We start from the raw sequence: 25589 nt of genomic DNA on the forward strand, positions 1-25589 counted from the left end.
ACAAAAAAGCCGGCAAAAACGCCGGCTTCATTTATTCAGTCCAGTGGCTGAACAGTCTTCTTCACCTGCTCCGGGAAGAACAACCGCTGCAACTCCAACCCAGGCTGCTCGGCGCGCATGAACGCTTCGCCCACCAGGAACGAGTAAACCTCGTTGATCGCCATCAGCTCCACATCGGCCCGGTTGAGAATGCCACTCTCGGTAATTGCCAGGCGGTCACGCGGAATACGCGGCAGCAGGTCGAGGGTGGTTTCCAGGCTGACCTCGAAGGTATGCAGGTTGCGGTTGTTCACCCCCAACAGCGGCGTATCCAGGGTTTTCAGCGCGCGTTCCAGCTCATCACCGTCGTGCACTTCCACCAGCACGTCGAGGCCGACATCCTTGGCCGTAGCCGCCAGCTCGGCCATCTTCACGTCATCCAGTGCCGACACGATCAACAGCACACAGTCCGCACCCAAGGCGCGGGCTTCGACGATCTGGTAAGGGTCGACCATGAAGTCTTTACGGATAACCGGCAGCGATACCGCAGCGCGGGCCTGCTGCAGGTATTCATCGGCACCCTGGAAATAATCGACATCGGTCAGCACCGACAGGCAGGTAGCGCCGCCTTTCTCGTAGCTAACCGCGATTTCCGCCGGCACGAAATGCTCGCGGATCACGCCCTTGCTCGGCGAAGCCTTCTTGATTTCGGCAATCACGGCTGGCTGCTTGCGCTTGGCCTGCTCGATCAGCGCATTGGCGAAGCCACGCGGGGCATCGGTAGCTTTGGCCAGGCGTTCCAGCTCGGCAAGGCTAACGCGCGCGCTGCGCTCGGCCACTTCCTGGAACTTGCGGGCAATGATCCTTTCCAGCACCGTCGGCACACTCATGCTTCGTTCTCCACCTTGAATACTGCAGTAAAGGCACCCAGCTCCTGCAGCTTTTCCCAGGCCAGGCCGGTGTGCAGTACATCGTGGGCCAGTTCCACGCCTTGGGCCAGGGTCATCGCGTGATCGGCGGCATAGAGCGCAGCCCCCGCGTTGAGTACGATCATTTCAGCGGCCTTCTGGCCGTTTTCGGTCTTGCGCCGGCCCAGCGCATCGCGGATCAGCTCAAGCGACGCTTGCGGGTTCTCGACAGCCAGGCCATGCAGGCTCTGGCTCTTCATACCAAGGTCTTCCGGCTCGACCCAGTATTCAGTGATTTCGCCGTTCTTCAACTCGGCAACAAAAGTAGGCGCTGCCAGGCTGAACTCATCCAGGCCGTCCTTCGAATGCACCACCAGCACATGCTTGCTGCCCAGGCGTTGCAAAACCTCGGCCAACGGGCGGCACAGGGTCTGGGCGAACACGCCGACCACCTGGTGCTTCACTCCGGCCGGATTCGTAAGCGGGCCGAGCATGTTGAACAAGGTCCGCAGCCCCAGGTCGCGACGCGGGCCGGCAGCATGCTTCATGGCTGAATGATGGCTTTGCGCGAACATGAAGCCGATGCCTAAGCTGTCAATGCAGCGGGCCACCTGGGTGGGCGTCAGGTTCAGGTAGATACCGGCGGCTTCCAGCAGGTCGGCGCTACCGCTCTTGCCCGACACCGCGCGGTTACCGTGCTTGGCCACGGTGCAGCCCGCCGCCGCCAGGACGAACGACGAAGCGGTGGACACGTTGAAAATATTGGCGCCATCACCGCCGGTGCCGACAATGTCGACCACGCCATCGAGGCTTTTCAGTTCGACCTTGTCGGCCAGTTCACGCATGACCGAAACCGCACCGACAATTTCGTCGATGCTTTCGCTTTTCATGCGCATGCCCATCAGGAAGGCACCGATCTGCGCTTCAGTGCACTGGCCAGTCATGATCTGGCGCATCACATCGCGCATTTCTTCGGTAGTAAGGTCCAGCTGGCCGACGATACGGCTTAACGCGCTCTTGATATCCATGTTCGATCCTTAACGGCGGCCGCCGGTCTGCTTGAGGAAGTTCGCGAACAGCTCGTGGCCCTGTTCGGTCAGGATCGACTCGGGGTGGAACTGCACCCCTTCGATATTCAGCGTCTTGTGGCGCAGGCCCATGATTTCATCGACCGAGCCGTTTTCATGCGCAGTCCAGGCCGTGACTTCCAGGCAGTCGGGCAAGGTTTCGCGCTTGACCACCAGCGAGTGGTATCGGGTAACGGTCAGCGGGTTGTTGAGCCCGGTGAACACACCCAGGTCGCGGTGGTGCACCGGGCTGGTCTTTCCGTGCATCACCTGGCGGGCACGCACCACATCACCCCCAAAGGCCTGGCCGATGGACTGGTGGCCCAGGCATACCCCCAGGATCGGCAGCTTGCCGGCGAAATGCAGGATGGCCTCGATGGACACACCAGCCTCGCTCGGCGTGCACGGGCCTGGGGATACGACGATGCGTTCGGGATTAAGGGCTTCGATCTGGGCAATGGTCATTTCGTCGTTGCGAATGACCTTCACCTCCGCACCCAACTCGCCCAGGTACTGAACGACGTTGTAAGTGAATGAGTCGTAATTGTCGATCATCAGTAACATGGTGTTAAACCTCTTGAACGTACTGACTTCAGAATTCGAACCTTCTTGCTGTCGCAACAGGCACAGCTTCGCCACAAAGGGCAGAAAATGAAGAAGGCAAACGGAGACGGGCCGGACGGGCCGGCAAGAGATAAAGTCAGGCGCGCCAACGCCAACGGGCGTGGGCCTTGATTACGCGCATCAAGAGTTTGCTGACGATCAACACAGGATAGGTCTCGCTCATACGTCCCGGCACAGTAGCTTACCGGGGCGGCGGGCGCAATATGCCTGTAACCACGGGGAAACGAATGGACTTGGGAGGGATGCACGGCGATTTGCCAAGGTCGATCGGGCAGCCCCTCATAAAAACAAAGAAAAGGATGTTCCCTGATGCGAAAAGCCCCGTTATTTGCGCTTTACCCTCGCCTCATTGGCATTAGCCTGCAGCCAGCCATTCGCGGCACCCTCGCCCTACTCCAGCATGATCGTATTTGGCGACAGCCTCAGCGATGCCGGGCGGTTTGGCTGCGTGCGCTTCACCAACCTCGATGCCAATGGCAACTATGCGCCAGTTTCGCCGATGGTCCTGAGCGGACGGTTGGGTGTGAACCCGACCGAGCTTGGCCCGCGCGCCGACCCCTCCGCGCTACAACCTGACAGTGGGCGGCAGCTACCGCCTGAACGACGCCGGGCGGCTGGGCCACACCTGGCAGCTCACAGCAGCAACTGGCAGCTGGCCCCCTTCATCAGTGCCGACTATGCGCGCGTGAAGGTGGATGGTTACGACGAGAAGAGTGGTCGCTCGACGGCGCTGGGCTTCGATGACCAGGCGCGCACGTCACGCCGCTTGGGCCTGGGGTCGCACGGCACTGTGCAGGTGCTGCCGAGTACCCGGCTGTTCACAGAAGTGGCGCAGGAACATGAGTTCGAAGATGACCGGCAGGATGTGACCATGCACCTCACCAGCTTACCGGCGAATGACTTCACCCTCACCGGGTATACGCCGCACAGCGACCTGACCCGGGCGAGCCTGGGGGTAAGCCATGAAGTGGTGGCAGGGGTGCATTTGCGCGGAAACTACAACTGGCGCAAGAGTGACGAGTTGACGCAGCAGGGGGTGAGCCTGGGGATCAGCATGGACTTCTGAATAGATGGGGCCGCTGCGCGGCCCTTCGCGGGCGTGCCCGCGAAGGGCTGCAAAGCAGCCCAATCGATTTATTTGGCGCTGGTCTGCTCAGCCAACGCAACTGCACGGAACATCGCGCGGCGCTTGTTGATGGTTTCTTCCCACTCCAGCGCCGGCACCGAGTCGGCAACGATGCCGCCACCGGCCTGCACATGCAGTTCGCCGTCCTTGATCACGGCAGTACGGATGGCAATCGCGGTGTCCATGTTGCCATTCCAGGCAAAGTACCCCACGGCACCACCGTAAACCCCACGCTTGACCGGCTCCAGTTCGTCGATGATCTCCATCGCACGAATCTTCGGTGCGCCCGACAAGGTGCCAGCCGGCAAAATCGCCCGCAGCGCATCCATCGCCGTCAGCCCTTCACGCAGCTGGCCGGTGACATTGGAAACAATGTGCATCACGTTGGAATAACGCTCGATCACCATCTTCTCGGTCAGCCGCACGCTTCCGGTCGAGGACACCCGGCCCACGTCGTTACGGCCCAGGTCGATCAGCATCAGGTGCTCGGCGATCTCCTTGTCGTCCGACAGCAGGTCGTCTTCCAGCGCGCGGTCGGCCTCTTCAGTCGCACCACGCGGGCGAGTACCGGCAATCGGGCGCACGGTAACCAGGTTGTCCTCGACACGCACCAGCACCTCGGGCGAACTGCCAACCACATGGAAGTCACCGAAGTTGAAGAAGTACATGTAGGGCGTCGGGTTGAAGCAGCGCAGCGCGCGGTACAAGTCGATAGGCGCAGCCTTGAAGTCGATGGACATGCGCTGCGACGGCACCACTTGCATGCAGTCACCGGCCAGGATGTATTCCTTGATACGGCCGACGGCGTTCTCGTAGTCCTCGCGCGTATAGCTGGAGCGGAACTCCGGCTCGGCGGCCTGCGGGCCACTCAAGTCCAGGCCACGGCGCGGAGTGATCGGCTGACGCAGGGTTTCCAGCAGGCCTTGCAGCCGTGCCTGGCCCTGTTCGAAGGCGTGCGCTTCAGCCGGGTCGACCAGCACGATCGCGTGCATCTTGCCTGCCAGGTTGTCGAACACCACAACGGCATCGGACACCATCAGCAGGATATCCGGCACACCCAGCGGGTCCGGGTTGGGGCTGGCGCCCAGGCGCTTTTCCACATAACGCACGCAGTCGTAGCCGAAGTAGCCGACCAGGCCGCCGTTGAAGCGCGGCAGGCCAGGGATGTCGGCGACCTTGTAACGGTCCTTGAAGCTTTCGACAAACGCCAACGGGTCTTCGACATCGTGGCTTTCCACCTCGATGCCATCCTGCAGGATGCTGACGTGGTAGCCGTGAACGCGCATCACGGTGCGCGACGGCAGGCCAATCATCGAGTAACGGCCCCACTTCTCGCCGCCCTGAACCGATTCGAGCAGGTACGAGTTGGGTTGGTCGGCCAGTTTCAGGTAGATCGACAGCGGCGTGTCGAAGTCGGCCAGTGTTTCGCAGGCCAGGGGGATGCGGTTGTAGCCGGCAGCGGCTAGGCGCAGGAATTCTTCGCGGTTCATGAGTAGCCTCGTGGCAAGCAGCAATAAGTCAGGCAAACGGATGGGCCGGCACACGCCGGCAGGCAGAAGTCAGGCGCGCCAACGCCAACGGGCCAGGGCCTTGATGACTTTCATCCAGAATTTGCCAGTAACCGCCACGGTGGACTCTCTGTCTTGTGAGGCTTGAAGGTCCGCCAACGTTATCCCAGTGGCCGGGTCTTCGCAACCGGGCAGCAAGGCGCGCAGGTCATCGATCACAAGGCTGGGGGTTTCGTCGTGGATCGGTCGGCCATGGTTGTAGCCGTAGGTCAGCCCTACGCATTGCACGCCAGCCGCCTTGGCCGCCAGCACGTCACTGCGCGAATCACCGACGAACAACGATTGTTGCGGGGTAACGCCGGCCATCTGCATGACGAACAGCAACGCCGCCGGGTCCGGTTTTTTCTGCGGCAGGGTGTCGCCGCCGATGATCCAGCGGAAATAGCGGCCGATCTTCATCTGGTCCAACAACGGGGCGACGAAGCGCTCCGGCTTGTTGGTGATCAGCGCCATTTCCACGCCCTGCTTCTGCAGCCAGCGCAGGGTGTCTTTCACACCGGGATAAACCACGGTGAGCTCATGGCTTTCGGCATAGGCTTCCATGAACAGCGCCAGGCCCTGCTCGGCCAGCGCATCATCCACAGCGCCATGCTCAATACCGCCCGCCAGTGCTCGGCGCACCAGCACCTGAGCGCCATTGCCAACCCAATGGCGCACCGCCTCAAGGCCGGCAGGCGGGCGCCCCAGTTCGAGCAGCATGCGGTCCACGGCGGCGGCCAAGTCTGGCACGGAATCGATCAGGGTACCGTCCAGATCGAACATCACCAGCCTGGGCAGCGTCCCCGGGAACAGCTGCTCGAAGCCACTCATGGGCGGGCCTGAGCCAGCTCGGCGCGCATCTTGGCGATGACTTCCTGGTAGTCCGGGGCGTTGAAGATCGCCGAGCCGGCCACGAAGGTGTCGGCGCCAGCGGCAGCGATCTCGCGGATGTTGTTGACGTTGACACCGCCGTCGATTTCCAGGCGGATATCACGGCCACTGGCATCGATCAACGCACGCGCCTCGCGCAGCTTGTCGAGGGTGCCGGGAATGAACTTCTGCCCGCCGAAGCCTGGGTTGACGCTCATCAGCAGCACCATGTCGATCTTGTCCATCACGTACTTCAGGGCATCCAGGCTGGTGGCCGGGTTGAACACCAGGCCGGCCTTGCAGCCACCGTCCTTGATCAACTGCAGCGAGCGGTCGATGTGCTGGGTGGCTTCCGGGTGGAAGGTGATGTAGGTGGCGCCGGCCTCGATGAAGTCGCCGATGATGCGGTCGACCGGGCTGACCATCAGGTGCACGTCGATCGGCGCGGTGACGCCGTACTTGCGCAGGGCAGTGCACACCATCGGGCCGATGGTCAGGTTCGGAACGTAATGGTTGTCCATGACATCGAAGTGGACGATGTCGGCACCCGCCGCCAATACCTTGTCGACGTCCTCACCCAGGCGGGCGAAATCAGCAGAGAGAATGGAGGGGGCAATAGCGTAGGGCTGCATGGCGCACCTGTTGGCAGAATCACGGTGGCGCGCATTGTAACTCAGGCAAACGGGTAGAGGCTGATTGGTATCAATCCGTGTCGACCAGCTGTTTCAACCTGTACCGACCTCTTCGCGGGCTTGCCCGCGAAGAGGTCGGTACAGAAAACTGACAATCAGGTAGGCTGCTGGGTTCTCAGCTTCTCGCTACGCCCACGCAACCACTCCAGGGTCAGCAGCAATATCACCGAGAAGGCAATCAGCAAGGTCGCTGCCGCTGCAATGGTCGGGCTCAGGTTTTCGCGAATACCACTGAACATCTGCCGTGGCAGGGTCGCCTGCTCCGGCCCAGCCAGGAACAGGGTCACCACCACCTCGTCAAACGATGTGGCAAAGGCGAACAACGCACCAGAGATAACCCCGGGCGCAATCAGCGGCAGTGTCACCCGGCGGAAGGTCAGCAGTGGCGATGCGCCCAGGCTGGCCGCCGCGCGCACCAGGTTGTAGTTGAAGCCCTGCAAGGTGGCCGACACGGTAATGATGACGAACGGTACACCAAGCACCGCATGCACCAGAATCAGCGAGGTGAAGCTATTGCCCATCCCCAGCGGTGCAAAGAACAGGTAACTGGCTACACCGATAATCACGACCGGTACCACCATCGGCGAAATCACCAACGCCATCACCAGCGACTTGCCGGGGAAATCGCCACGGGTCAGGCCGATGGCCGCCAGGGTGCCGAACACCATGGCCAGCACCGTGGCTGCCGGGGCGACGATGATGCTGTTCTTCAGCGCACGCATCCATTCGGCCGAGCCGAAGAAGTCCTGGTACCACTGCAACGAGAAGCCCTGCAGCGGGTACACCAGGAAGCTGCCACTGTTGAACGACAGCGGCACGATCACCAATACCGGCAAGATCAGGAACAGCAGGATCAAACCGCAAAGAATGCGCAGGCTGTAGAACCAGACCCGCTCCACGGGCGACATGTATGGGCTCAGCATGACAAGGCTCCTCAGCTCAGGCGCAGGCGGCTGGCGCCGACCAGCCAGCTATAGATCAGGTACAACAGCACGGTCGCCAGCAGCAACAGCCCGCCCAGCGCGGTGGCCATGCCCCAGTTGATGCTGGTGTTGGTGTAGAAGGCAACGAAGTAGCTGACCATCTGGTCGTTCGGGCTGCCCAGCAGTGCCGGGGTGATGTAGTAGCCGATGGCCAGGATGAACACCAGCAGGCAACCCGCACCAACACCGGCGTAAGTCTGCGGGAAGTAAACCCGCCAGAAGCTCGCGAACGGATGGCAGCCCAGCGAAATTGCCGCACGCATGTAGCTGGGCGAAATGCCCTTCATCACGCTGTACAGCGGCAGGATCATGAACGGCAGCAGGATGTGCACCATCGAGATGTAAACGCCGGTACGGTTGAACACCAGTTCCAGCGGTTGATCGATGATGCCCATGGCCATCAGCGCGCTGTTGATCAGCCCGCCCGACTGCAGCAGCACGATCCACGCCGCCACCCGCACCAGGATCGAAGTCCAGAACGGCAGCAGCACCAGGATCATCAGCAGGTTGCTCTGCCGGGTCGGCAGATTGGCCAGCAAATAGGCCAGTGGGTAGGCCAGCACCAGGCAGATGGCGGTGATCACCACACCCATCCACAGGGTACGGGCAAAAATGTCCAGGTAAATGGCCTGGTCCGGGGTGGCCTTGGCCAGTTCGCCAAGGTCATCGATGCGGTGGTCGACAGAGGCCAGCAGGTAGAACGATGTCACCGAACTGGTATTGCGGCGTATCGCTTGCCAGTAGGCTGGGTCACCCCAACGCTCGTCGACGGCCTGCAGCGCGTCTTTATAAGAGGCAGGCTCAGCCTTGAAGGGCAGTGCCCGGGCGGTCTTGGTCAACAAGCTGCGGTAGCCGGCCAGCTCCATGTTCAAGCGCTTGGAAAGGTCGCCAAGGGTCTGGTTCTTGCGCGACTCGGCTAGGTCCTGGCTCAGCGCCTTGTACACGTCCTCGCCGGGCAGGCTCTTGCCATCCCACTGGCTGATGACCTCGACCGTGCGCGGCAGGCCGCCGACCACCTCCGGGTTGCCGACGCTCTTGTACAGCAGCGCTGCAATCGGCACCAGGAACACCAACAGAAGAAACAGCGCCAGCGGCGCGATCAACGCCTGCGCCTTCCAGCGGTTGACCCGCTCGGCGTGCTTTAGGCGCTGCTTGAGACTTGGACCTGCGCCTTCATTGAGGGGCACTGCAATGGCCATGGCGAACTCCGCGATACGAACTGAAAATGGGGCCGCTTTGCGGCCCCCTACACCGGACGCTTACTTCTTCGCCGCCCAGGCGTTGAAGCGTTGCTCCAGCTGCTCGCTGTTGTCAGCCCAGAAGGCCACATCGATCTGCACCTGATTGGCGATGTTCTCAGGCGTGGTCGGCATGTCCTTCTTTACCTCATCCGACAGCAGGCTCACGGCCTTGGAGTTGGACGGGCCATAGGCGATGTTTTCGGAGTAAGTCTTCTGCTGCTCGGGCTTGACGCTGTAAGCGATGAATTTCTTCGCCTCTTCTGCGTTCTTGGCACCTTTAGGGATCGCCCAAGCGTCAAAGTCGTAGATGCCGCCGTTCCACACCACCTTGAGGTTGCTCTCTTTCTGCACAGCGGCAATACGGCCGTTGTACGCAGAACTCATGACCACGTCACCCGAAGCCAGGAACTGCGGTGGCTGTGCACCCGCTTCCCACCACTGGATGCTGGGCTTGAGCTCATCGAGCTTTTTGAAGGCGCGGTCCTGGCCTTCCTTGGTGGCCAGCACTTTGTAGACGTCCTTGGGCGCAACGCCGTCGGCCATCAGTGCGAATTCCATGGTGTACTTGGCACCTTTGCGCAGGCCGCGCTTGCCTGGGAATTTCTTGGTGTCCCAGAAATCAGCCCAGCTGGTAGGTGCGGTTTTCAGCTTGTCGGCGTTGTAGGCCATGACCGTGGACCAGACGAAGAAGCCCACGCCGCACGGCTGGATGGCACCCGGCACGTAGTCACCCTCATTGCCAAACAGGGCCGGGTCGACCTCTTCGAACATGCCCTCATCGCAACCACGCGCCAGCTCTGGCGACTCAACCTCTACCAGGTTCCACGACACACTCTTGGTGTCGACCATCGCCTTGACCTTGGCCATTTCGCCGTTGTACTCACCGGCGACGATCTTGCCATTACCCGCCTTCTCCCATGGCTCGTAGAACGCTTTTACCTGGGCCGCCTTGTTGGCGCCCCCGAACGAGATCACGGTGAGGTCTGCGGCCATGACCTGGCCAGCGGCGAACAGCCCCAAGGCCAGGGCGGTCAGTTTCAACTGCTTGCGCATTCTTATTCTCTCCACAGTACAGGGTTGGTGAAGCAATCCATCAATGGGCTTCGGCAATCGGATCGAGCGCGCGGGCGTGCTCCACCTCCCAGCCCAGCGGTACTACATCGCCCACGGCCAACGCCGGGTCGAGCTCGGCAATGGGCTGTTTCACGAAGAAGTCGCCCTTGCCGCAAACTTCCAGGCGCACCCGCACGTGATCGCCCAGGTAAATGAATTCAGCCACCCGGCCAGAGAAGCGGTTCACGCAGCTTTCGCTGTGGCCGTTCAGACGTACGCGTTCGGGGCGGATCGACAAGGTGACCGGCTCGCCGACCTGGCCCACATTCACCGCCAGCGCCTCTACCCGCTCACCGCGCGGCAGCTGCACCTGGCAGCGCTTGCCATCACTGGCCAGCAGGGTGCCGTTGATGCGGTTGTTCTCGCCGATGAAGTTGGCGACGAAGGTGTTGCAGGGCTCTTCGTACAGCGTTCGCGGGTCGGCGATCTGCTGGATCTCGCCCTGGTGGAACACCGCCACGCGGTCGGACATGGTCAGCGCTTCGCCCTGGTCGTGGGTCACGTACACCACGGTCACGCCAAGGCGCTGGTGAATATGCTTGATCTCCATCTGCATGTGTTCACGCAGTTGCTTGTCCAGCGCCCCGAGCGGTTCGTCCATCAGCACCAGCTGCGGCTCGAACACCAGCGCACGGGCCAGGGCCACGCGCTGCTGCTGGCCGCCGGACAGCTGGCCGGGATAGCGCTTGGCGAAGGCATCGAGCTGGACCATGTTCAGCACGCGCTTGACCCGCTCGCTGATGTCGGTCTTGCTGAGGTTGCGCACGGTCAGCGGGAAGGCCAGGTTTTCGGCCACGGTCATGTGCGGGAACAGCGCGTAGTTCTGGAACACCATGCCGATGTCGCGCTTGTGCGGCGGCACGTTGTTGATCGAGCGCCCGGCCAGCTGAATTTCACCCGCGGTGGGCGTTTCGAAGCCGGCCAGCATCATCAGGCTGGTGGTCTTGCCCGAGCCGGACGGGCCGAGCAGGGTCAGGAACTCGCCCTTGCGAATCTCCAGGTTGAGGTCTTTGACGATCAGCGACTCGCCGTCGTAGCTCTTCTGCACACCACGGAAGCTGACCAGCGTTTCGCTGGTTGCAGCGTTCGACTTCGCCTCGCTCATGCCTGCACCTTCTTGTTGGATGACTGCGTAGGCAAAAGAGTAGAAGAGGCGCAAGCGGCCGAAAATCGGGGGTGCTGAGAGAATGCCATCATCCGGATGGAAGATTTGTTGTAGGGATTGCCCTACAAGGATGGCGGGATTGGAATGCCCTTGCGAACACTCCACCGAACCTGTGGGAGCGGGCACGCCCGCGAAGAGGCCGGCACAGCCATGGAGATCAGCAGGTAAGGCCCTTTCGCGGGCACGCCCGCTCCCACAGGGACGTCGACAGGTTCACCGAGAGTGCATGTCGCAATCAGACCAGCTTGTGCTCCATGGCGTACTTCACCAGCTCCGCCAACGAGTTCACTTTCAGCTTCTGCATCAGGCGCGCCTTGTGGGTGCTGATGGTCTTGCTCGACAGCGCCAGCTGCTGGGCGATGTCGTTGACGTTGGCGCCCTGGGCCAGGCGCTCGAACACCGAAAACTCGCGCTCCGACAGCAGCGTGTGCAACGGCCGCGACTCGGTCAGGCCCACTTCGAACACCATGCGGTCAGCCAGCGAAGGGTCGATGTAACGCCCGCCACCCGCCACCCGACGGATCGCGGTCAGCAACAGCGCCGGATCACTGTCCTTGGTGGCATAACCTGCCGCTCCGGCCTTCAGCGCCCGCGCCGCCATTTGTGCCTCGTCGTGCATCGACAACATCAGGATCGCGGGGGCATCGTGCAACGCACGTATCCGCGGGATCGCCTCCAGGCCATTCACACCCGGCATGGAGATATCCAGCAATACCACCTCACAGGGCGTGTGGCGCAAGGTTTCAAGCAGCTGCTCGCCGTTACCGGCCTCCCCCGCCACCTGCATGTCCTTGGCCAGGCCAATCAGCTGCTTGATACCCTCACGGACAATGGTGTGGTCTTCGGCCACCAGCACTCGAATCACGATCGCTCTCCTACTCCAACGGTATGGCCACGCTCAGGCTAGTGCCTTCGCCTGGCTCGCTGTCCAGCGCCATGCTGCCCCCCAACATCAGCACCCGCTCACGCACGCCCACCAGGCCAAACGAGGTGGGCCGGGTCTGCTCGCGGCAAAAGCCCTGGCCATCATCGCTGACCGTCATGCGCAATTGCCCCTGTGCAAGCACCAGCTCGATCTCCACGCTGTGCGCCTGGGCATGACGCATCACGTTGGTCAGTGCCTCCTGGAGGATACGGAATAACCCAATGGCCTTGGCATCGCTCAATGCTGGCAGATTATCCGGCACTTGTACCAGGCACGGGATCTGCGTGCGCGCCTCGAAACGCCGTGCCTGCCATTCGATGGCCGAAGCGATGCCGGCATCGAGGATTGGCGGGCGCAACGCCGTGGCCACGTCGCGCACCAACTGGAACAGCTGGGCGATCAGGCGTTTCATGCTAGCCAGGCGCTCGTTCAGGCCCGGGTCCAGCTCGGCAAAGGCCAGCTCGCACATCGACACTTCCAGCTTGAGCACCGTCAGCATCTGCCCCAGTTCATCATGCACTTCCCGGGCGATGCGGGCTTTCTCTTCTTCACGCACGCTTTCCAGGTGGGCCGACAGCTCGCGTAGCTGCTCCTGGGACTTGGCCAGTGCCATTTCCGCACGCTTGCCTTGGGTGATGTCCCACACCACACCGTCCCACACCACCTGGCCGTTACCCAGGCGCCGGGTACTGGCCTTGATGTCGGCCCAACGCTGTTCGCCCTGGCGGGTGAGGATACGGCCCTGCCAGGACCAGTCCTGGTCACTGGCCAGGGCCAGGTCCTGCACCCGGTGGTAATCGGCACGGTCCTCAGGGTGCACCAGGTTACGCAGCCCCATCTGCGGGTGCTGGATTTCACCAGGCGTATACCCCACCAGCGCCTCGCTGCCTTCACTGATGTAGGGAAACTCCAGATCGCCCTCGGCCGGGTCGCGCTCCAGACGAAATACCAGCCCCGGCACATTGCCAGCAATGCCCTTCAGCCGCGCCTCGCTTTCGCGCAGTGCCGCCAGGGCACGGTGGCGCTCGGTGACGTCGGCAAGGTAGACCACCAGGTATTCGGAATCACGAAAGCGCAGAAAACTCAGCGACAGCTCGACCGGCAGCAGGCTGTGGTCGGCCCGTCGGCACTGCGTCTCGAACTGGCCGATGCCCGTTGCCCCCGTACGCGCGCCTTTCCACAGTTCCAGCCAGCGGTCCATGTTAAGGCTTGGCTCGAAGTCACCCAGCGGCCGTTCCAGCAGCGCCCCCTCGGCGTAACCCAGCATGCGCTCGGCAGCGTGGTTGGCGTAGCGCACGTGGCTGTCCCAGTTGACCCACAAGATACCCACCGTGCTCTGGTCGATGGCGAACTGGCTCAATCGCAACGCCTCTTCGCGCACCTGGCGCTCCACCAGGCTTTCCCGCGTGGCCAACAGGCTGCGCTCCAGCTGGCGCTGCTGCCGGCGTTGCCACACCAACGTGGCCAGCGCGCACAACAGCAGCATGCCGAACAGCAAGGCCAGGTTCTGCCAGAAGCCAGGCGACTCGCTCAGGCGTGGGTACTTCGGCTGCAACCAGCGCTGGTGCATTTGCTCCAGCTCCTTGGCCGGCAATGCCTGCAGGCCACGCTCCAGCACGTCGGCCAGCAGTGGCCAGTCGCGTCGAGAGCCAATGCGCAGTAGCTGTGGCAGGCCTATATCGCCAACCACCGCCAGCTCACTGAACTCGCTCTCACGCGACAGGCGGCTGAGTCGGGCTTCATCCAGCACGGCGAAACTGGCCTGGCCACCTACCACCAGTTGCAAGGCCTCACGCTCGTTGGGTACCCCCTGCAGGTTGAGGTTGCCGTAGTTGCCACGCAGATAATCCGCCAGCTGGCTGGGCATGCGCACCGCCACGCGCTGCTCGGCCTCGAGCTTTTCCAGCTCTACCGCCATGGCCCCGGTGCGCGGCCCCACCACCAGTTGCGGCACGCGCATGTACGGGTCGCTGAACAACCACAGGCGCAGGCTGGCTGGCGTCTGGGTAAGGCCTGGGGCAAAGTCGATTTCCCCGGCCTGCAGGGCATGTTCAAGGCTGGTCTGGTCGGTGAAGTTGCGCCAGGTAAGGTCCAGGCGCAGTGCCTGCGCCAGGCTGTTCACCAGCTCTACGTTGGCCCCATACAGTTGCTGCAGGCGCCGGTCGAACTGGGCGTAGGGCGCTTGCAGCACCAGGCCGACGCGCAGGCTGCGATGGCTGTCCAGCCACTGCTGCTGCGCAGGTTCCAGTACAACCGTGGGCTGCGCCTCGGTCCTGGCCAAGGCTATCAAGGGCAGCCACAAGCAGCCGATAACCAACAGGCGACGCACTCGCTTCATCTACACGCTCGTCTTGGCAAAGGCGGCCATGCAGCATGGCCGTCACGGGCAAATACTATTAGGCTGCCGGTATCATTCTGGCCTTGGGTTGACGCATGTCCACACTTTATCGCACGACGCTGGCAATGTGCTGCCTGGCCTCGATCCTTCCGCTCGCCGCCGTGGCCGCCGATGCAGAAAAAGCACCCGCCACAACCGATGCACCCGCTGCCGAAGCCCCGCGCCCGCCGCTGCTGGAGCGCAGCCAGGAAGATGCCCTGGCCCTGGAGCGGCTGGTACCCAGGGCCGAGCAGCAGACGTTGCAGGCGGGCGCCGACAGCTTCCTGGCCTTGTGGAAGCCGGCCAACGACAGCGACCCGCAAGGGGCGGTGATCATCGTCCCGGGGGCTGGTGAAACGGCCGACTGGCCAAATGCCGTAGGCCCCCTGCGGCAAAAATTCCCGGATGTCGGCTGGCACAGCCTGAGCCTTAGCCTGCCGGATCTTCTGGCCGACAGCCCGCAGGCACGGGTTGAAGCCAAGCCGGCTGCCGAACCCGAAAAAACCCAGGGTGAAAGTGCGCCAGCCAAGGACGTACCCGCCGACGCCAATGCCAATGTCGCCCAGGCCACTGCTGCCGATGCCGATACGGCGGAAAGCACCGACGCCGAACAGGCCAGCGAGCAGACAGACCCGGCCGACGCCGAGCGCATTTTCGCCCGACTGGACGCTGCCGTGGCGTTTGCCCAACAGCACAATGCCCGCAGCATCGTGCTGATCGGACATGGCAGCGGTGCGTACTGGGCAGCCCGCTACCTGAGCGAAAAACAGCCACCGCACGTGCAGAAACTGGTGATGGTGGCTGCGCAGACGCCAGCGAGGGTGGAACATGACCTGGAAAGCCTGGCGCCAACCTTGAAGGTGCCGACAGCCGATATCTACTACGCCACCCGCAGCCAGGACCGCAGCGCAGCCGAACAGCGGCTGCAGGCCAGCAAGCGGCAGAAGGACAGCCAATACCGGCAGTTGTCGTTGATCGCCATGCCGGGGAACAAGGCAGCCGAGCAGGAGCAGTTGTTCCGCCGGGTGCGGGGATGGATAAGTCCACAGGGTTGAGCTGAAATCGATGGGGCCGCTTTGCGGCCCCGTTTTTTACAGGCCCCGACGCTTGCGGATCATGGCATAGGCCTGGTGCAACTCACGGGTACGCTCGGTCGCTTCCCGCACCTGCGCCTCACTGGCACCCGTGCCCGCCAGCTTGTCCGGGTGGTGACGGCTGACCAGCCGACGATAGGCCTGCTTGACCTTGTCGCCTTCGGTATCCGCCTCCACCGCCAACAAGCGCAAGGCAGCCGCATAGGTCATGGGGACACCTTCCGCCCCCGTAGCCTTGCGCGGCTCGTACTCCAGCGGCATGGCCTGCACCTGCCGCCGGCTCAGGCCCAGTTTCTGCCCCCAGTCCAGCAGCAGCTCACGCTCCTTGTTGCCCATCTTGCCGTCGGCCCAGACCATGCGCCAACAGGCACGCAAGGTGCCTTCCGCCGCATGTGGCTGCTGGCGAATGCGCCGCAGGTGCCTGCCAAGCCTGTCCTTGCCTGCCTTGCCACGGTTGAACGCATTGATAGCGCGTAGCCGGGCCGCTTCGGCCAGGTCCAGGCGCACCATCTCCTGACGCGCCTGCTGGATGTGCTGCTCGCCCACCCGACCATCGCACTTGGCCAGGCGCCCAAGCATCACGAACAGCAACTCGTCATCGCGCAAGGCCGGGCGCCCGCCCAGGCGCTCGCGCATGTCCTCCCAGCCATCCAGGCGCAAGCGGCGGTCAAGGGCCTGCCCAAGCAACAGGCCCAGCAAAGCGCCCGGAATGCTGGCCACGGCAAAGCCGGCGCCGGCGCCAATCAGTGTCCCTGGCCACCACATATCAGGCGCGCTCGCCAATCAGGCGCTCGGCTTCGGCCAAGCGCTCGAGCGTGCCGACATCCACCCAGTGCCCACGGTAGTGTTCGCCACTGACCTGCCCTGCCGCCATGGCCTGGCGCAACAGCGGTGCCAGCTTGAAGGCACCCGGTTGGCAGCCGTCGAACAGCGCAGGGTCCAGCACCGAAATGCCACTGAAAGTCAGCGTGCCCGGTGCCTCATCGCCATCGACGACTTGTTCGCCCAACAGGCGGAAGTCACCTCGGCCATGGTGGCCCGGGTTGTCGACCAGCACCAGGTGAGCAAGCCCTTGCAAGGGGGCTTGCAGGCGTGCGAAGTCGTAGTCGGTCCAGACATCGCCGTTCACCAGTAGGAATGACTCATCACCCAGCAAAGGCAAGGCCTTGAAGATGCCTCCACCGGTTTCCAGCGGCTCGCCCTCGGGCGAATATTGGATGCTCAGACCAAAGCGGCTACCGTCACCCAGGTGGTCTTCGATTTGCTGGCCGAGCCAGGCATGGTTGATCACCACCTCGTTAACGCCTGCCGCCGCCAGGGCGCGCAGGTGATACTCGATCAGCGGCTGGCCGGCCACCGGGACCAGCGGTTTTGGGGTGTGCAGGGTCAGCGGGCGCATGCGCTCGCCTTTACCCGCCGCCAGGATCATTGCCTTCATGCACGCGCTCCGGCCTGCAACTGTGCGATCAGTTCACGCAGCTCCGCCAATTCGGGCCGGCGGCTGATCACTTCTTCTATATAGGCGAAGAAACGCGGCACGTCGCCCAGGTAACGGGGTTTACCGTCACGGTGGCAGATACGGGCGAAGATACCGATCACCTTCAGGTGGCGCTGCACGCCCATCAGGTCGCTGGCACGCTGGAACGCCTCGAAGTCGGCCTGTACCGGGATACCGGCAACCTGCGCCTTCTGCCAGTAGTCACGCAGCCAACCTTCGACCCGTGGCTGAGGCCAGCTGAGGAAGGCGTCCTTGAACAGGCAGGTGATGTCGTAGGTGACCGGGCCGTACACCGCGTCCTGGAAGTCCAGCACGCCGGGGTTGGGGGTGCTTTGCATCAGGTTGCGCGGCATGTAGTCGCGGTGCACCAACACCTTGGGCTGGGCCAGGGCACTGTCGATCAGCAGTTGGCTGATACGCTGCCAGGCAGCCTTCTGGGCATCGGTGAAGGTCAGGCCCAGTTCACGGCCCACGTACCACTCCGGGAACAATTCCACTTCACGGCGCAGCAGCGCGTCGTCGTAGCTGGGCAGTGGCGCGTCCATCGGCAGGCGCTGGAAGGCCAGCAGAGCATCGATGGCATCTGCGAACAGCCCGTCGGCGTTGTCGGCATCAATGATATCAAGGTATGTCTGGTGGCCCAGATCACCCAGCAGCAGGAAGCCGCGCTCCAGGTCCTGGGCGTGGATCAGCGGCACATGCACGCCAGCGCTGGCCAGCAGGTGGTCGATGGCGACGAACGGTCGGCAGTTCTCCTGCGGAGGCGGTGCGTCCATGACCACAAAGCTGTGGCCGGCGCCCTGCCAGCGGAAGTAGCGGCGGAAGCTCGCGTCGCTGCTGGCCGCAGTCAGGCTGCCGGCCGGCACTTCGCCCCAGGCGTTTTTGCGGAAAAGATCATTGAGCTGCTCATCGAGCCAGACCGTCAGTTGTTGCAAGCGTACATCGTGTTCAGGCATTACAAGGGTCTCCGACGGCCCTAGCCGTCAAGCGGGTCATGCTTTATTATCCAGCATCTTTTTCAGACCATCGAGAGGCGTGCGGCCCCACACGCGGGCAGATGGCACGCAGGAAGCCCGGACTAATAAGATGGCATTGAAATCCCCCGCGTTTCGTAGAAAGTTTCCGTTGCTGGTAACCGGCGGTCTGCTGGCCCTGCAACCTCTGGCCACCTCATACGTAGTGGCAGCCGAACAGTTCGACTGCCAAGTGTCCGCCTCCGGTGGTTGGGACTGCAAGCCCAAAGCGCCAGTCAACAACCTGCCGCCGCGCCCGGTGCACGAAGGTGCGGCTGTAAGCTCCGGCACAGCAGCCGCAAGCGAGGCCGAAACCGCAGACCAGCCGATGCTGGTCACCGAGGCCAAAGGCCGTGGCCTGAAGTCGCGCAGCGAAGACTACAGCCACCTCGACTGGGTACCGCGTGACAAGCTCACCGCCGCACAGCTGGCCGAAACCGGCCCGTACTGCGGTGGCGCCTATATCGAGCCAACCCGCCCGGGTATGGCCGACACCACGCCGAAAGACGAGTCGCCGACCTACATCAACGCCAAGGTGTCCAAGTATCAGCAGGAGCAGCAGATCGCTACCCTCGCCGGTGACGTGGTAATGCGCCAGGGCAGCATGCAGGCCGAGGCCGACGAGGCCAACCTCTACCAGGCCGAAAACCGTGGCGAGCTCAAGGGCAACGTCAAGATCCGTGACAACGGTTCGCTGGTGGTCGGTGACCAGGCACAGATCCAGCTCGACACGGGCGAAGCCCAGGTCGACAACGCCGAATACGTGATGCACAAGTCGCACATCCGCGGCAACGCCTTGTATGCCAAGCGTGGTGAAAACGCCATCATCCGCCTGAAGGACGGTACGTACACCACCTGCGAACCGGGCAGCAACGCCTGGCAGCTGAAGGGCAACAACATCACCCTGAACCCGGCCACCGGTTTCGGTACTGCGACCAACGTTACGCTGCGGGTCAAGGATTTCCCGGTGTTCTACACACCGTACATCTACTTCCCGATCGACGACCGTCGTCAGTCCGGCTTCCTGCCGCCATCGTTCAGCACCAGCAGCGACACCGGCTTCATGCTGGTCACGCCGTACTACTTCAACCTGGCGCCCAACTACGACGCCACGTTGTACCCGCGTTACATGACCAAACGCGGCTTGCTGATGGAAGGCGAGTTCCGCTACCTGACGCCTTCGAGCGAAGGCCAGTTCGGCGGCGCCTACCTGAACGACAAAGACGACGACCGCAAAGACCAGACTGACTACAAAGAACAGCGCTGGATGGTCAACTGGCAGCACAAAGGCGGTTTGGACGAGCGCCTGATGACCGAGGTGAACTACACCGACATCAGCGACCCGTTCTACTTCCAGGACCTGGAATCCGACCAGATCGGCGTCGAAAGCAAGGACTTCCTCGATCAGCAGGGCGCATTGACCTGGCGTGGCGACAGCTACACTGCGCGGTTGAACGTGCATGCCTACGAGGCAGCGACCATTTCGCAGATCACGCCTTATGATCGCCTGCCGCAGATCACCTTCAATGGTGTGCTGCCTTATCAGCCAGGCGGGTTGAACTTCGCTTACGAAACCGAGGCTGCGCGCTTCGACCGCGATTTGAAGAACGACTTCGTTCTAGATAAAGATGGCAACCCGGACTTCTCTGCCGGGGCAGCCGGTCGCCGGCTTGACGAGAACATCCAGGGTATTGAACGCGCCAACGGAACACGTTTGAACGTCGCGCCGTCGGTCAGCTACCCAATGACAGCCAGCTACGGCTTCCTCACGCCCAAGCTGAAGTATGCCTACACCCAGTACGATCTCGACCTGGACAGCAAAGGCAAAGCCGACGCAATCGCCTTGCAGAGCGCGGACCCAAGCGCCTACGGTAGCTATGACAGCACCGTGAGCCGCGATGTGCCGATCTTCAGTGTCGACAGCGGCCTGTATTTCGACCGCAACACGTCGCTGTTCGGTACCAATTACAAACAGACCCTCGAGCCGCGCATGTTCTACCTCTACGTCCCGTACAAGGACCAGAAGGACATCCCGCTGTTCGATACCAGCGAAACCCTGTTCAGCTACGACTCGCTGTTCCGCGACAACCGTTTCAGCGGTACCGACCGTATTGGCGACGAGAACAAGCTGTCGCTGGGCGTGACCACCCGCTGGATCGAAGACAACGGTTTCGAGCGCCAGAACTTCAGCATCGGCCAGGCTTACTACTTCAAGGACCGCAAGGTCCAGTTGCCGGGCATCGATTATCGCAAACGGGATTACGCGCAGTCTGATGTATCGCCGTATGCGCTGGTATACAACTACTATTTCAACCGCGACTGGCGCTTCAATTCGGACTTCAACTGGGACCCGGACAGCCACAGCACCCGTTCGGGTAGCGCAATGTTCCATTACCAGCCTGAAGACAATCCGAACAAGGTCGTAAACGTTGGTTACCGCTATCGCAATGACACCATTGCCTATGACTCCTCGACGGGCACATGGAGGGTGGACGGCGGCGACTACGGCAACCCAGGCGATCCGAACTACATCAAAAACTACTACAAGATCCAGCAGCATGACTTCTCGGTCATCTGGCCGATCGTTCCGCAGTGGAGCGTCATCGCTCGCTGGCAGCATGACTACAACCGCAACCGTACCCTGGAAGCCATGGGCGGTTTCGAGTACGACAACTGCTGCTGGAAGCTGCGCCTGATCAACCGTTACTGGATCGATTACGACGACTTCAGCCAGGCGCTTCCGCAGAACGAAAAAGGCGACCACGGTATCTTCCTTCAGATCGTTCTGAAAGGCCTCGGTGGTGTAGTGGGCAACAAGGTCGAATCTTTCCTCGACCAAGGCATTCAAGGTTACCGTGAACGTGAAGACCAAGCTTATTGATCGTCTGCGCCCAGTGTTGCTGGGCGCCGCTTTGCTGAGTGGCGCGGTGCATGCCGCGGTGCAACCTCTTGATCGCGTGGTGGCCATCGTCGACAACGACGTGGTCATGCAAAGCCAGCTGGACCAGCGCGTCCACGAGGTGCAGCAAACCATCGCCAAGCGCGGCGGCGGCGTGCCGCCGACCGGCGCCCTGGAACAGCAGGTACTGGAACGCCTGATCGTCGAGAACCTGCAGCTGCAGATCGGCGAGCGTTCCGGCATCCGCATTACCGACGAAGAGCTGAACCAGGCCATCGGCACCATTGCCCAGCGCAATGGCATGTCGCTGGACCAGTTCCGTGCTGCCCTGGCCCACGACGGCCTGTCGTTCGACGACGCCCGCGAACAGGTCAAGCGCGAGATGATCATCAGCCGCGTGCGCCAGCGCCGTGTGGCCGAGCGCATCCAGGTGTCGGAGCAGGAAGTGAAGAACTTCCTCAACTCCGACATGGGCAAGATGCAGATGTCGGAAGAGTACCGCCTGGCCAACATCCTGATCCCGACCCCGGAAGCAGCCAGCTCGGATGACATCCAGAAGGCTGCGCGCCAGGTTGGCGATGTGTACCAGCAGCTCAAGCAAGGCGCGGACTTTGGCCAAATGGCTATCGCCCGTTCGGCCAGCGAAAACGCCCTGGAAGGCGGCGAGATGGGCTGGCGTAAAGCCGGCCAGCTGCCACCCGACTTCGCCAAGATGCTCAGCAGCATGCCGGTCGGCGAAATTACCCAGCCTATCCGCATCCCTAACGGCTTCATCATCCTCAAGCTCGAGGAGAAGCGCGGGGGTAGCGAGAACGTGCTGCGTGACGAAGTGCATGTACGCCACATCCTGATCAAGCCAAGCGAGATCCGCAGCGATGCGGCCACCGAGCAACTGGCCGAGCGCCTGTACGACCGCATCAAGAACGGCGAAGACTTCGGCGAACTGGCGAAGAGCTTCTCGGAAGACCCAGGCTCGGCGCTTAACGGCGGCGACCTCAACTGGGTAGACCCGAACAGCCTGGTACCGGAGTTCCGTGAACAGATGGCCAACGCCCAGCAAGGCGTGGTGACCAAACCGTTCAAGACCCAGTACGGCTGGCACGTTCTGGAAGTGCTGGGCCGCCGCGCCACCGACAGCACCGAGCAGGCTCGCGAACAGCAGGCCCTGAGCGTTCTGCGTAACCGCAAGTACGACGAAGAGCTGCAAACCTGGCTGCGCCAGATCCGCGACGAAGCCTATGTTGAAATCAAGCTGCCTGGCGCTGACCAGGCCGCCCAGTGAAGCCCCTGCGCTTCGCCGTCACTCCCGGTGAACCAGCCGGCATAGGTCCCGACCTGTGCCTGCTGCTCGCCGCAGACGCCCAGCCCCACCCCCTGATCGCCATCACCAGCCGTGACCTGCTCGCCGAGCGGGCCACGCAGCTGGGGCGGGCTGTCAGCCTGCTGCCGGTAGGCCCGAGCCAATGGCCCGACCAGCCGGCACCCGCAGGCAGCCTTTACGTCTGGGATACCCCCCTCGCTGCCCCGGTAGCGCCAGGCCAGCTCGACAAAGCCAACGCCGCGTTCGTGCTGGAGACCCTGACCCGTGCAGGCCAAGGCTGCCTGGACGGGCGCTTCGCCGGGATGATCACCGCCCCTGTGCACAAGGGTGTTATCAACGAAAGCGGTATCGCCTTCTCCGGGCATACCGAATTCCTTGCCGAACTGACCCACACCGCACAGGTGGTGATGATGCTGGCCACCCGTGGCTTGCGTGTGGCCCTGGTGACCACACACCTGCCGCTGCGTGATATTGCCGACGCCATCACTGCCGAGCGCGTAGAGCGTGTAACCCGTATCCTGCATGCCGACATGCGCGACAAATTCGGCATCGCCAACCCGCGCATTCTGGTGTGCGGCCTCAACCCGCATGCGGGCGAGGGCGGCCATCTTGGCCGCGAAGAAATCGACATCATCGAGCCGACCCTGGCCCGCCTGCGCACCGAAGGCATGGACCTGCGCGGGCCACTGCCGGCCGATACCCTGTTTACCCCCAAATATCTGGAGCACTGCGACGCGGTGCTGGCGATGTACCACGACCAGGGCCTGCCCGTACTCAAGTACAAAGGCTTCGGCGCTGCGGTCAACGTAACCTTGGGCCTGCCGATCATCCGCACGTCGGTCGACCACGGCACCGCCCTGGACCTGGCCGGCACCGGCAAGGTCGACACCGGCAGCCTGCGCGTCGCGCTGGAAACCGCCTACCAGATGGCCGAGAACCGACCATGAACGAGCAATACCAACACCGGGCGCGCAAGCGTTTCGGCCAGAACTTCCTGCACGACGCCGGCATCATCGACCGCATCCTGCGTGCCATCAACGCCAAGGCAGGCGAACACCTGCTGGAAATCGGCCCGGGCCAGGGCGCCCTGACCGAAGGCCTGCTGGGCAGCGGTGCACAGCTGGATGTGGTGGAACTGGACAAAGACCTGGTGCCGATCCTGCAGCACAAGTTCGCTGACCGCAGCAACTTCCGCCTGCACCAGGGTGACGCCCTGAAGTTCGACTTCAACCAGCTGGGCGTGCCGCCACGCAGCCTCAAGGTGGTCGGCAACCTGCCCTACAACATCTCCACCCCACTGATCTTCCACCTGCTCAGCCATGCCGGGCTGATCCGCGACATGCACTTCATGTTGCAGAAGGAAGTGGTCGAGCGCATGGCCGCCGGCCCCGGTGGTGGGGATTGGGGGCGTTTGTCGATCATGGTGCAGTACCACTGCCGGGTCGAGCACCTGTTCAACGTCGGCCCTGGCGCCTTCAACCCGCCGCCGAAAGTGGACTCGGCCATCGTGCGCCTGGTACCGCACGAAGTGCTGCCCCACCCGGCCAAAGATGCCAAGCTGCTGGAGCAGGTGGTGCGCGAGGCGTTCAACCAGCGCCGCAAGACCCTGCGCAACACCATGAAGGGCCTGCTCGACAGCGCAGCCATCGAAGCTGCCGGCGTGGACGGCAGCCTGCGCCCTGAACAGCTGGACCTGGCGGCCTTTGTGCGCCTGGCTGACCAGTTGGCTGACCAGCAAGCCTGATTTCGCCTGTACCGGCCTCTTCGCGGGCAAACCCGCGAAGAGGCCGGCATATCCAACCTAGCCCTCAAGCCCCCTCGGCGCTGGCCCTCCCCCCTCCCAATGGCCTAGACTGCATTATTGCGTCAGTTCGCCCAAGGCCCTTGCATGTCCGACCCCCGCTATCAAATCGACGTCAGCGTCGTGACCCGCTACCTGAAAGAACAATCCGACCCGGAAAACAGTCGTTTCGCGTTCGCCTACACCATCACCGTGCAGAACAACGGCTCGCTCAAGGCCAAGCTGTTGTCGCGGCACTGGCTGATCACCAACGGTGACGGCGAAGTCGAGGAAGTGCGCGGCGCCGGTGTGGTTGGTCAGCAACCCAACATCGACCCGGGCCAGAGCCACACCTACAGCAGTGGTGCGGTCATCAGCACCCGCGTGGGCACCATGCAGGGCAGCTACCAGATGTTCGCCGAAGACGGTAAGCGCTTCGACGCCGACATCGCGCCCTTCCGCCTGGCGGTGCCCGGGGCGCTGCACTGATGGCCACCTACGCCGTCGGCGATCTGCAAGGCTGCCTGCAACCTCTCAAGTGCCTGCTGGAACGCGTCAACTTCAACCCGGCCGTCGACCGCCTGTGGCTGGTCGGCGACCTGGTCAATCGCGGCCCCGAGTCGCTGGAAACCCTGCGCTTCCTGTACTCGATCCGCCAGTCGCTGGTCTGCGTGCTGGGTAACCATGACCTGCACCTGCTGGCCGCCTGGCATAACGTCGAGCGCCTGAAAAAAAGCGACACCCTGCGCGAAATCATCGAAGCGCCGGATGCCGATCAACTGTTCGACTGGCTGCGCCAGCAAAAGCTGCTGCATTACGACGAGGCACGCGGCATTGCCATGGTGCATGCCGGCATCCCGCCACAGTGGACGCTGGGCCAGGCACTTGGCCTGGCGGCTGAGGTGGAAGAAGTACTGCGCGACGATGGCCGCCTGAAGCTGTACCTCGACGGCATGTACGGCAATGAGCCGAACAAGTGGAGCAAGAACCTCACCGGCGTGGAACGTCTGCGGGTCATCACCAATTACTTCACCCGCATGCGCTTCTGCACCGCCGAGGGCAAGCTCGACCTCAAGAGCAAAGAGGGCCTGGGCACCGCGCCCAAGGGCTACAAGCCCTGGTTCGCACACAAGGACCGCCGCTCGCGGCATGTGAAGATCATCTTCGGCCACTGGGCGGCCCTCGAAGGCCGCGTAGACGCGCCAGGCGTCATCGCCCTGGACACCGGCTGCGTGTGGGGCGGCGCCATGACCCTGTACAACGTCGACAGCGGCGAATACCACCGCTGCGACTGCGCCGACGACGGCACCCTGCGCCCGCCGGCACAACCCACTACACTCAACGACCACACCTGAAGGAAGTAGTAC

The 25589-nt window shown here is 62.7% G+C and carries 22 protein-coding genes and 1 pseudogene; 8 read left to right on the top strand and 15 right to left on the bottom strand.

Features of this window, described 5'->3' with window-relative positions:
- Positions 1–35: 35 nt before the first annotated feature.
- The 3 genes from trpC to APH36_RS13555 are packed head-to-tail and all read right to left on the bottom strand — an operon-like array spanning position 36 to position 2518.
- The gene (gene trpC, locus APH36_RS13545; protein ID WP_060499050.1) at positions 36–869 is read right to left on the bottom strand and encodes an indole-3-glycerol phosphate synthase TrpC; all 834 of its coding nucleotides are present in this window, start codon (positions 867–869) and stop codon (positions 36–38) included.
- Positions 866–1915, bottom strand: a complete 1050-nt coding sequence (trpD, locus tag APH36_RS13550; protein ID WP_019097608.1) for an anthranilate phosphoribosyltransferase — start codon at positions 1913–1915, stop codon at positions 866–868. The genes trpC and trpD overlap by 4 nt, the downstream gene beginning before the upstream one ends.
- A 9-nt stretch (positions 1916–1924) precedes the next feature.
- Entirely contained in the window at positions 1925–2518 is a 594-nt protein-coding gene (locus tag APH36_RS13555) for an aminodeoxychorismate/anthranilate synthase component II (protein ID WP_060499051.1), read from the bottom strand.
- 676 nt (positions 2519–3194) lie between these two features.
- On the opposite strand from APH36_RS13555, the pseudogene APH36_RS32680 reads away from it, so the two are divergent.
- Positions 3195–3644 (top strand): annotated as a pseudogene (locus tag APH36_RS32680) (autotransporter domain-containing protein); the annotation flags it as partial.
- A gap of 68 nt (positions 3645–3712) precedes the next feature.
- On the opposite strand, the gene trpE reads toward APH36_RS32680, so the two are convergent.
- The 9 genes from trpE to APH36_RS13605 all read right to left on the bottom strand — a co-directional run bounded on the left by trpE (position 3713) and on the right by APH36_RS13605 (position 14578).
- Positions 3713–5194, bottom strand: coding sequence for an anthranilate synthase component I (trpE, locus tag APH36_RS13565; RefSeq protein ID WP_060499053.1), 1482 nt, complete (start codon positions 5192–5194; stop codon positions 3713–3715).
- Between the two features lie 69 nt (positions 5195–5263).
- Complete coding sequence (locus APH36_RS13570; RefSeq protein WP_060499054.1) at positions 5264–6082, bottom strand: phosphoglycolate phosphatase; 819 nt, start codon at positions 6080–6082, stop codon at positions 5264–5266.
- Positions 6079–6753 carry a ribulose-phosphate 3-epimerase gene (rpe, locus tag APH36_RS13575; protein ID WP_016484625.1) on the bottom strand — a complete coding sequence of 225 codons (675 nt, stop codon included), beginning with the start codon at positions 6751–6753 and terminating at the stop codon, positions 6079–6081. The genes APH36_RS13570 and rpe overlap by 4 nt, the downstream gene beginning before the upstream one ends.
- A gap of 155 nt (positions 6754–6908) precedes the next feature.
- Complete coding sequence (locus tag APH36_RS13580) at positions 6909–7736, bottom strand: ABC transporter permease (protein ID WP_060499055.1); 828 nt, start codon at positions 7734–7736, stop codon at positions 6909–6911.
- Between the two features lie 11 nt (positions 7737–7747).
- Positions 7748–8995, bottom strand: a complete 1248-nt coding sequence (locus APH36_RS13585; RefSeq protein WP_016715781.1) for an ABC transporter permease — start codon at positions 8993–8995, stop codon at positions 7748–7750.
- Between the two features lie 60 nt (positions 8996–9055).
- Positions 9056–10090, bottom strand: a complete 1035-nt coding sequence (locus tag APH36_RS13590; protein ID WP_060499056.1) for an ABC transporter substrate-binding protein — start codon at positions 10088–10090, stop codon at positions 9056–9058.
- Positions 10091–10130: 40 nt separating this feature from the next.
- The gene (locus APH36_RS13595) at positions 10131–11255 is read right to left on the bottom strand and encodes an ABC transporter ATP-binding protein (RefSeq protein WP_060499057.1); all 1125 of its coding nucleotides are present in this window, start codon (positions 11253–11255) and stop codon (positions 10131–10133) included.
- Positions 11256–11550: 295 nt separating this feature from the next.
- Positions 11551–12183: a response regulator transcription factor gene (locus tag APH36_RS13600; RefSeq protein WP_173401663.1), complete on the bottom strand. Its 633-nt coding sequence runs from the start codon at positions 12181–12183 to the stop codon at positions 11551–11553.
- Between the two features lie 7 nt (positions 12184–12190).
- Positions 12191–14578, bottom strand: coding sequence for a PAS domain S-box protein (locus tag APH36_RS13605; RefSeq protein WP_060499058.1), 2388 nt, complete (start codon positions 14576–14578; stop codon positions 12191–12193).
- Between the two features lie 95 nt (positions 14579–14673).
- On the opposite strand from APH36_RS13605, the gene APH36_RS13610 reads away from it, so the two are divergent.
- Complete coding sequence (locus tag APH36_RS13610; protein ID WP_060499059.1) at positions 14674–15672, top strand: alpha/beta hydrolase family protein; 999 nt, start codon at positions 14674–14676, stop codon at positions 15670–15672.
- Positions 15673–15708: 36 nt separating this feature from the next.
- Here the strand turns inward: APH36_RS13610 and APH36_RS13615 are convergent, their stop codons facing one another.
- The 3 genes from APH36_RS13615 to APH36_RS13625 are packed head-to-tail and all read right to left on the bottom strand — an operon-like array spanning position 15709 to position 18165.
- Positions 15709–16476 carry a TerB family tellurite resistance protein gene (locus tag APH36_RS13615; RefSeq protein ID WP_060499060.1) on the bottom strand — a complete coding sequence of 256 codons (768 nt, stop codon included), beginning with the start codon at positions 16474–16476 and terminating at the stop codon, positions 15709–15711.
- Position 16477: 1 nt separating this feature from the next.
- Positions 16478–17149 carry an N-acetylmuramate alpha-1-phosphate uridylyltransferase MurU gene (gene murU, locus APH36_RS13620; RefSeq protein ID WP_060499061.1) on the bottom strand — a complete coding sequence of 224 codons (672 nt, stop codon included), beginning with the start codon at positions 17147–17149 and terminating at the stop codon, positions 16478–16480.
- Positions 17146–18165: an aminoglycoside phosphotransferase family protein gene (locus APH36_RS13625; protein WP_060499062.1), complete on the bottom strand. Its 1020-nt coding sequence runs from the start codon at positions 18163–18165 to the stop codon at positions 17146–17148. The genes murU and APH36_RS13625 overlap by 4 nt, the downstream gene beginning before the upstream one ends.
- A 130-nt stretch (positions 18166–18295) precedes the next feature.
- Here APH36_RS13625 and APH36_RS13630 point away from each other — a divergent pair, with 130 nt between their 5' ends.
- From APH36_RS13630 to APH36_RS13655, 6 genes are all read left to right on the top strand, one after another.
- Positions 18296–21103, top strand: a complete 2808-nt coding sequence (locus APH36_RS13630) for an LPS-assembly protein LptD (RefSeq protein WP_060499063.1) — start codon at positions 18296–18298, stop codon at positions 21101–21103.
- Positions 21084–22403 (top strand): peptidylprolyl isomerase SurA, encoded by a 1320-nt coding sequence (gene surA / locus APH36_RS13635; RefSeq protein ID WP_060499064.1) that lies wholly within the window; start codon positions 21084–21086, stop codon positions 22401–22403. Before APH36_RS13630 ends, surA begins: the two co-directional genes overlap by 20 nt.
- On the top strand, positions 22400–23389 hold the full coding sequence (gene pdxA, locus APH36_RS13640) for a 4-hydroxythreonine-4-phosphate dehydrogenase PdxA (RefSeq protein WP_060499065.1): 990 nt from the start codon (positions 22400–22402) through the stop codon (positions 23387–23389). The genes surA and pdxA overlap by 4 nt, the downstream gene beginning before the upstream one ends.
- On the top strand, positions 23386–24186 hold the full coding sequence (gene rsmA / locus APH36_RS13645; RefSeq protein WP_028699058.1) for a 16S rRNA (adenine(1518)-N(6)/adenine(1519)-N(6))-dimethyltransferase RsmA: 801 nt from the start codon (positions 23386–23388) through the stop codon (positions 24184–24186). Before pdxA ends, rsmA begins: the two co-directional genes overlap by 4 nt.
- A gap of 144 nt (positions 24187–24330) precedes the next feature.
- Positions 24331–24711 (top strand): Co2+/Mg2+ efflux protein ApaG, encoded by a 381-nt coding sequence (gene apaG / locus APH36_RS13650; RefSeq protein ID WP_060499066.1) that lies wholly within the window; start codon positions 24331–24333, stop codon positions 24709–24711.
- On the top strand, positions 24711–25577 hold the full coding sequence (locus APH36_RS13655; RefSeq protein ID WP_060499067.1) for a symmetrical bis(5'-nucleosyl)-tetraphosphatase: 867 nt from the start codon (positions 24711–24713) through the stop codon (positions 25575–25577). Before apaG ends, APH36_RS13655 begins: the two co-directional genes overlap by 1 nt.
- Positions 25578–25589: the final 12 nt, after the last annotated feature.

The sequence above is a fragment of the Pseudomonas sp. NBRC 111133 genome, assembly GCF_001320605.1.
GTDB lineage: Bacteria > Pseudomonadota > Gammaproteobacteria > Pseudomonadales > Pseudomonadaceae > Aquipseudomonas > Aquipseudomonas monteilii.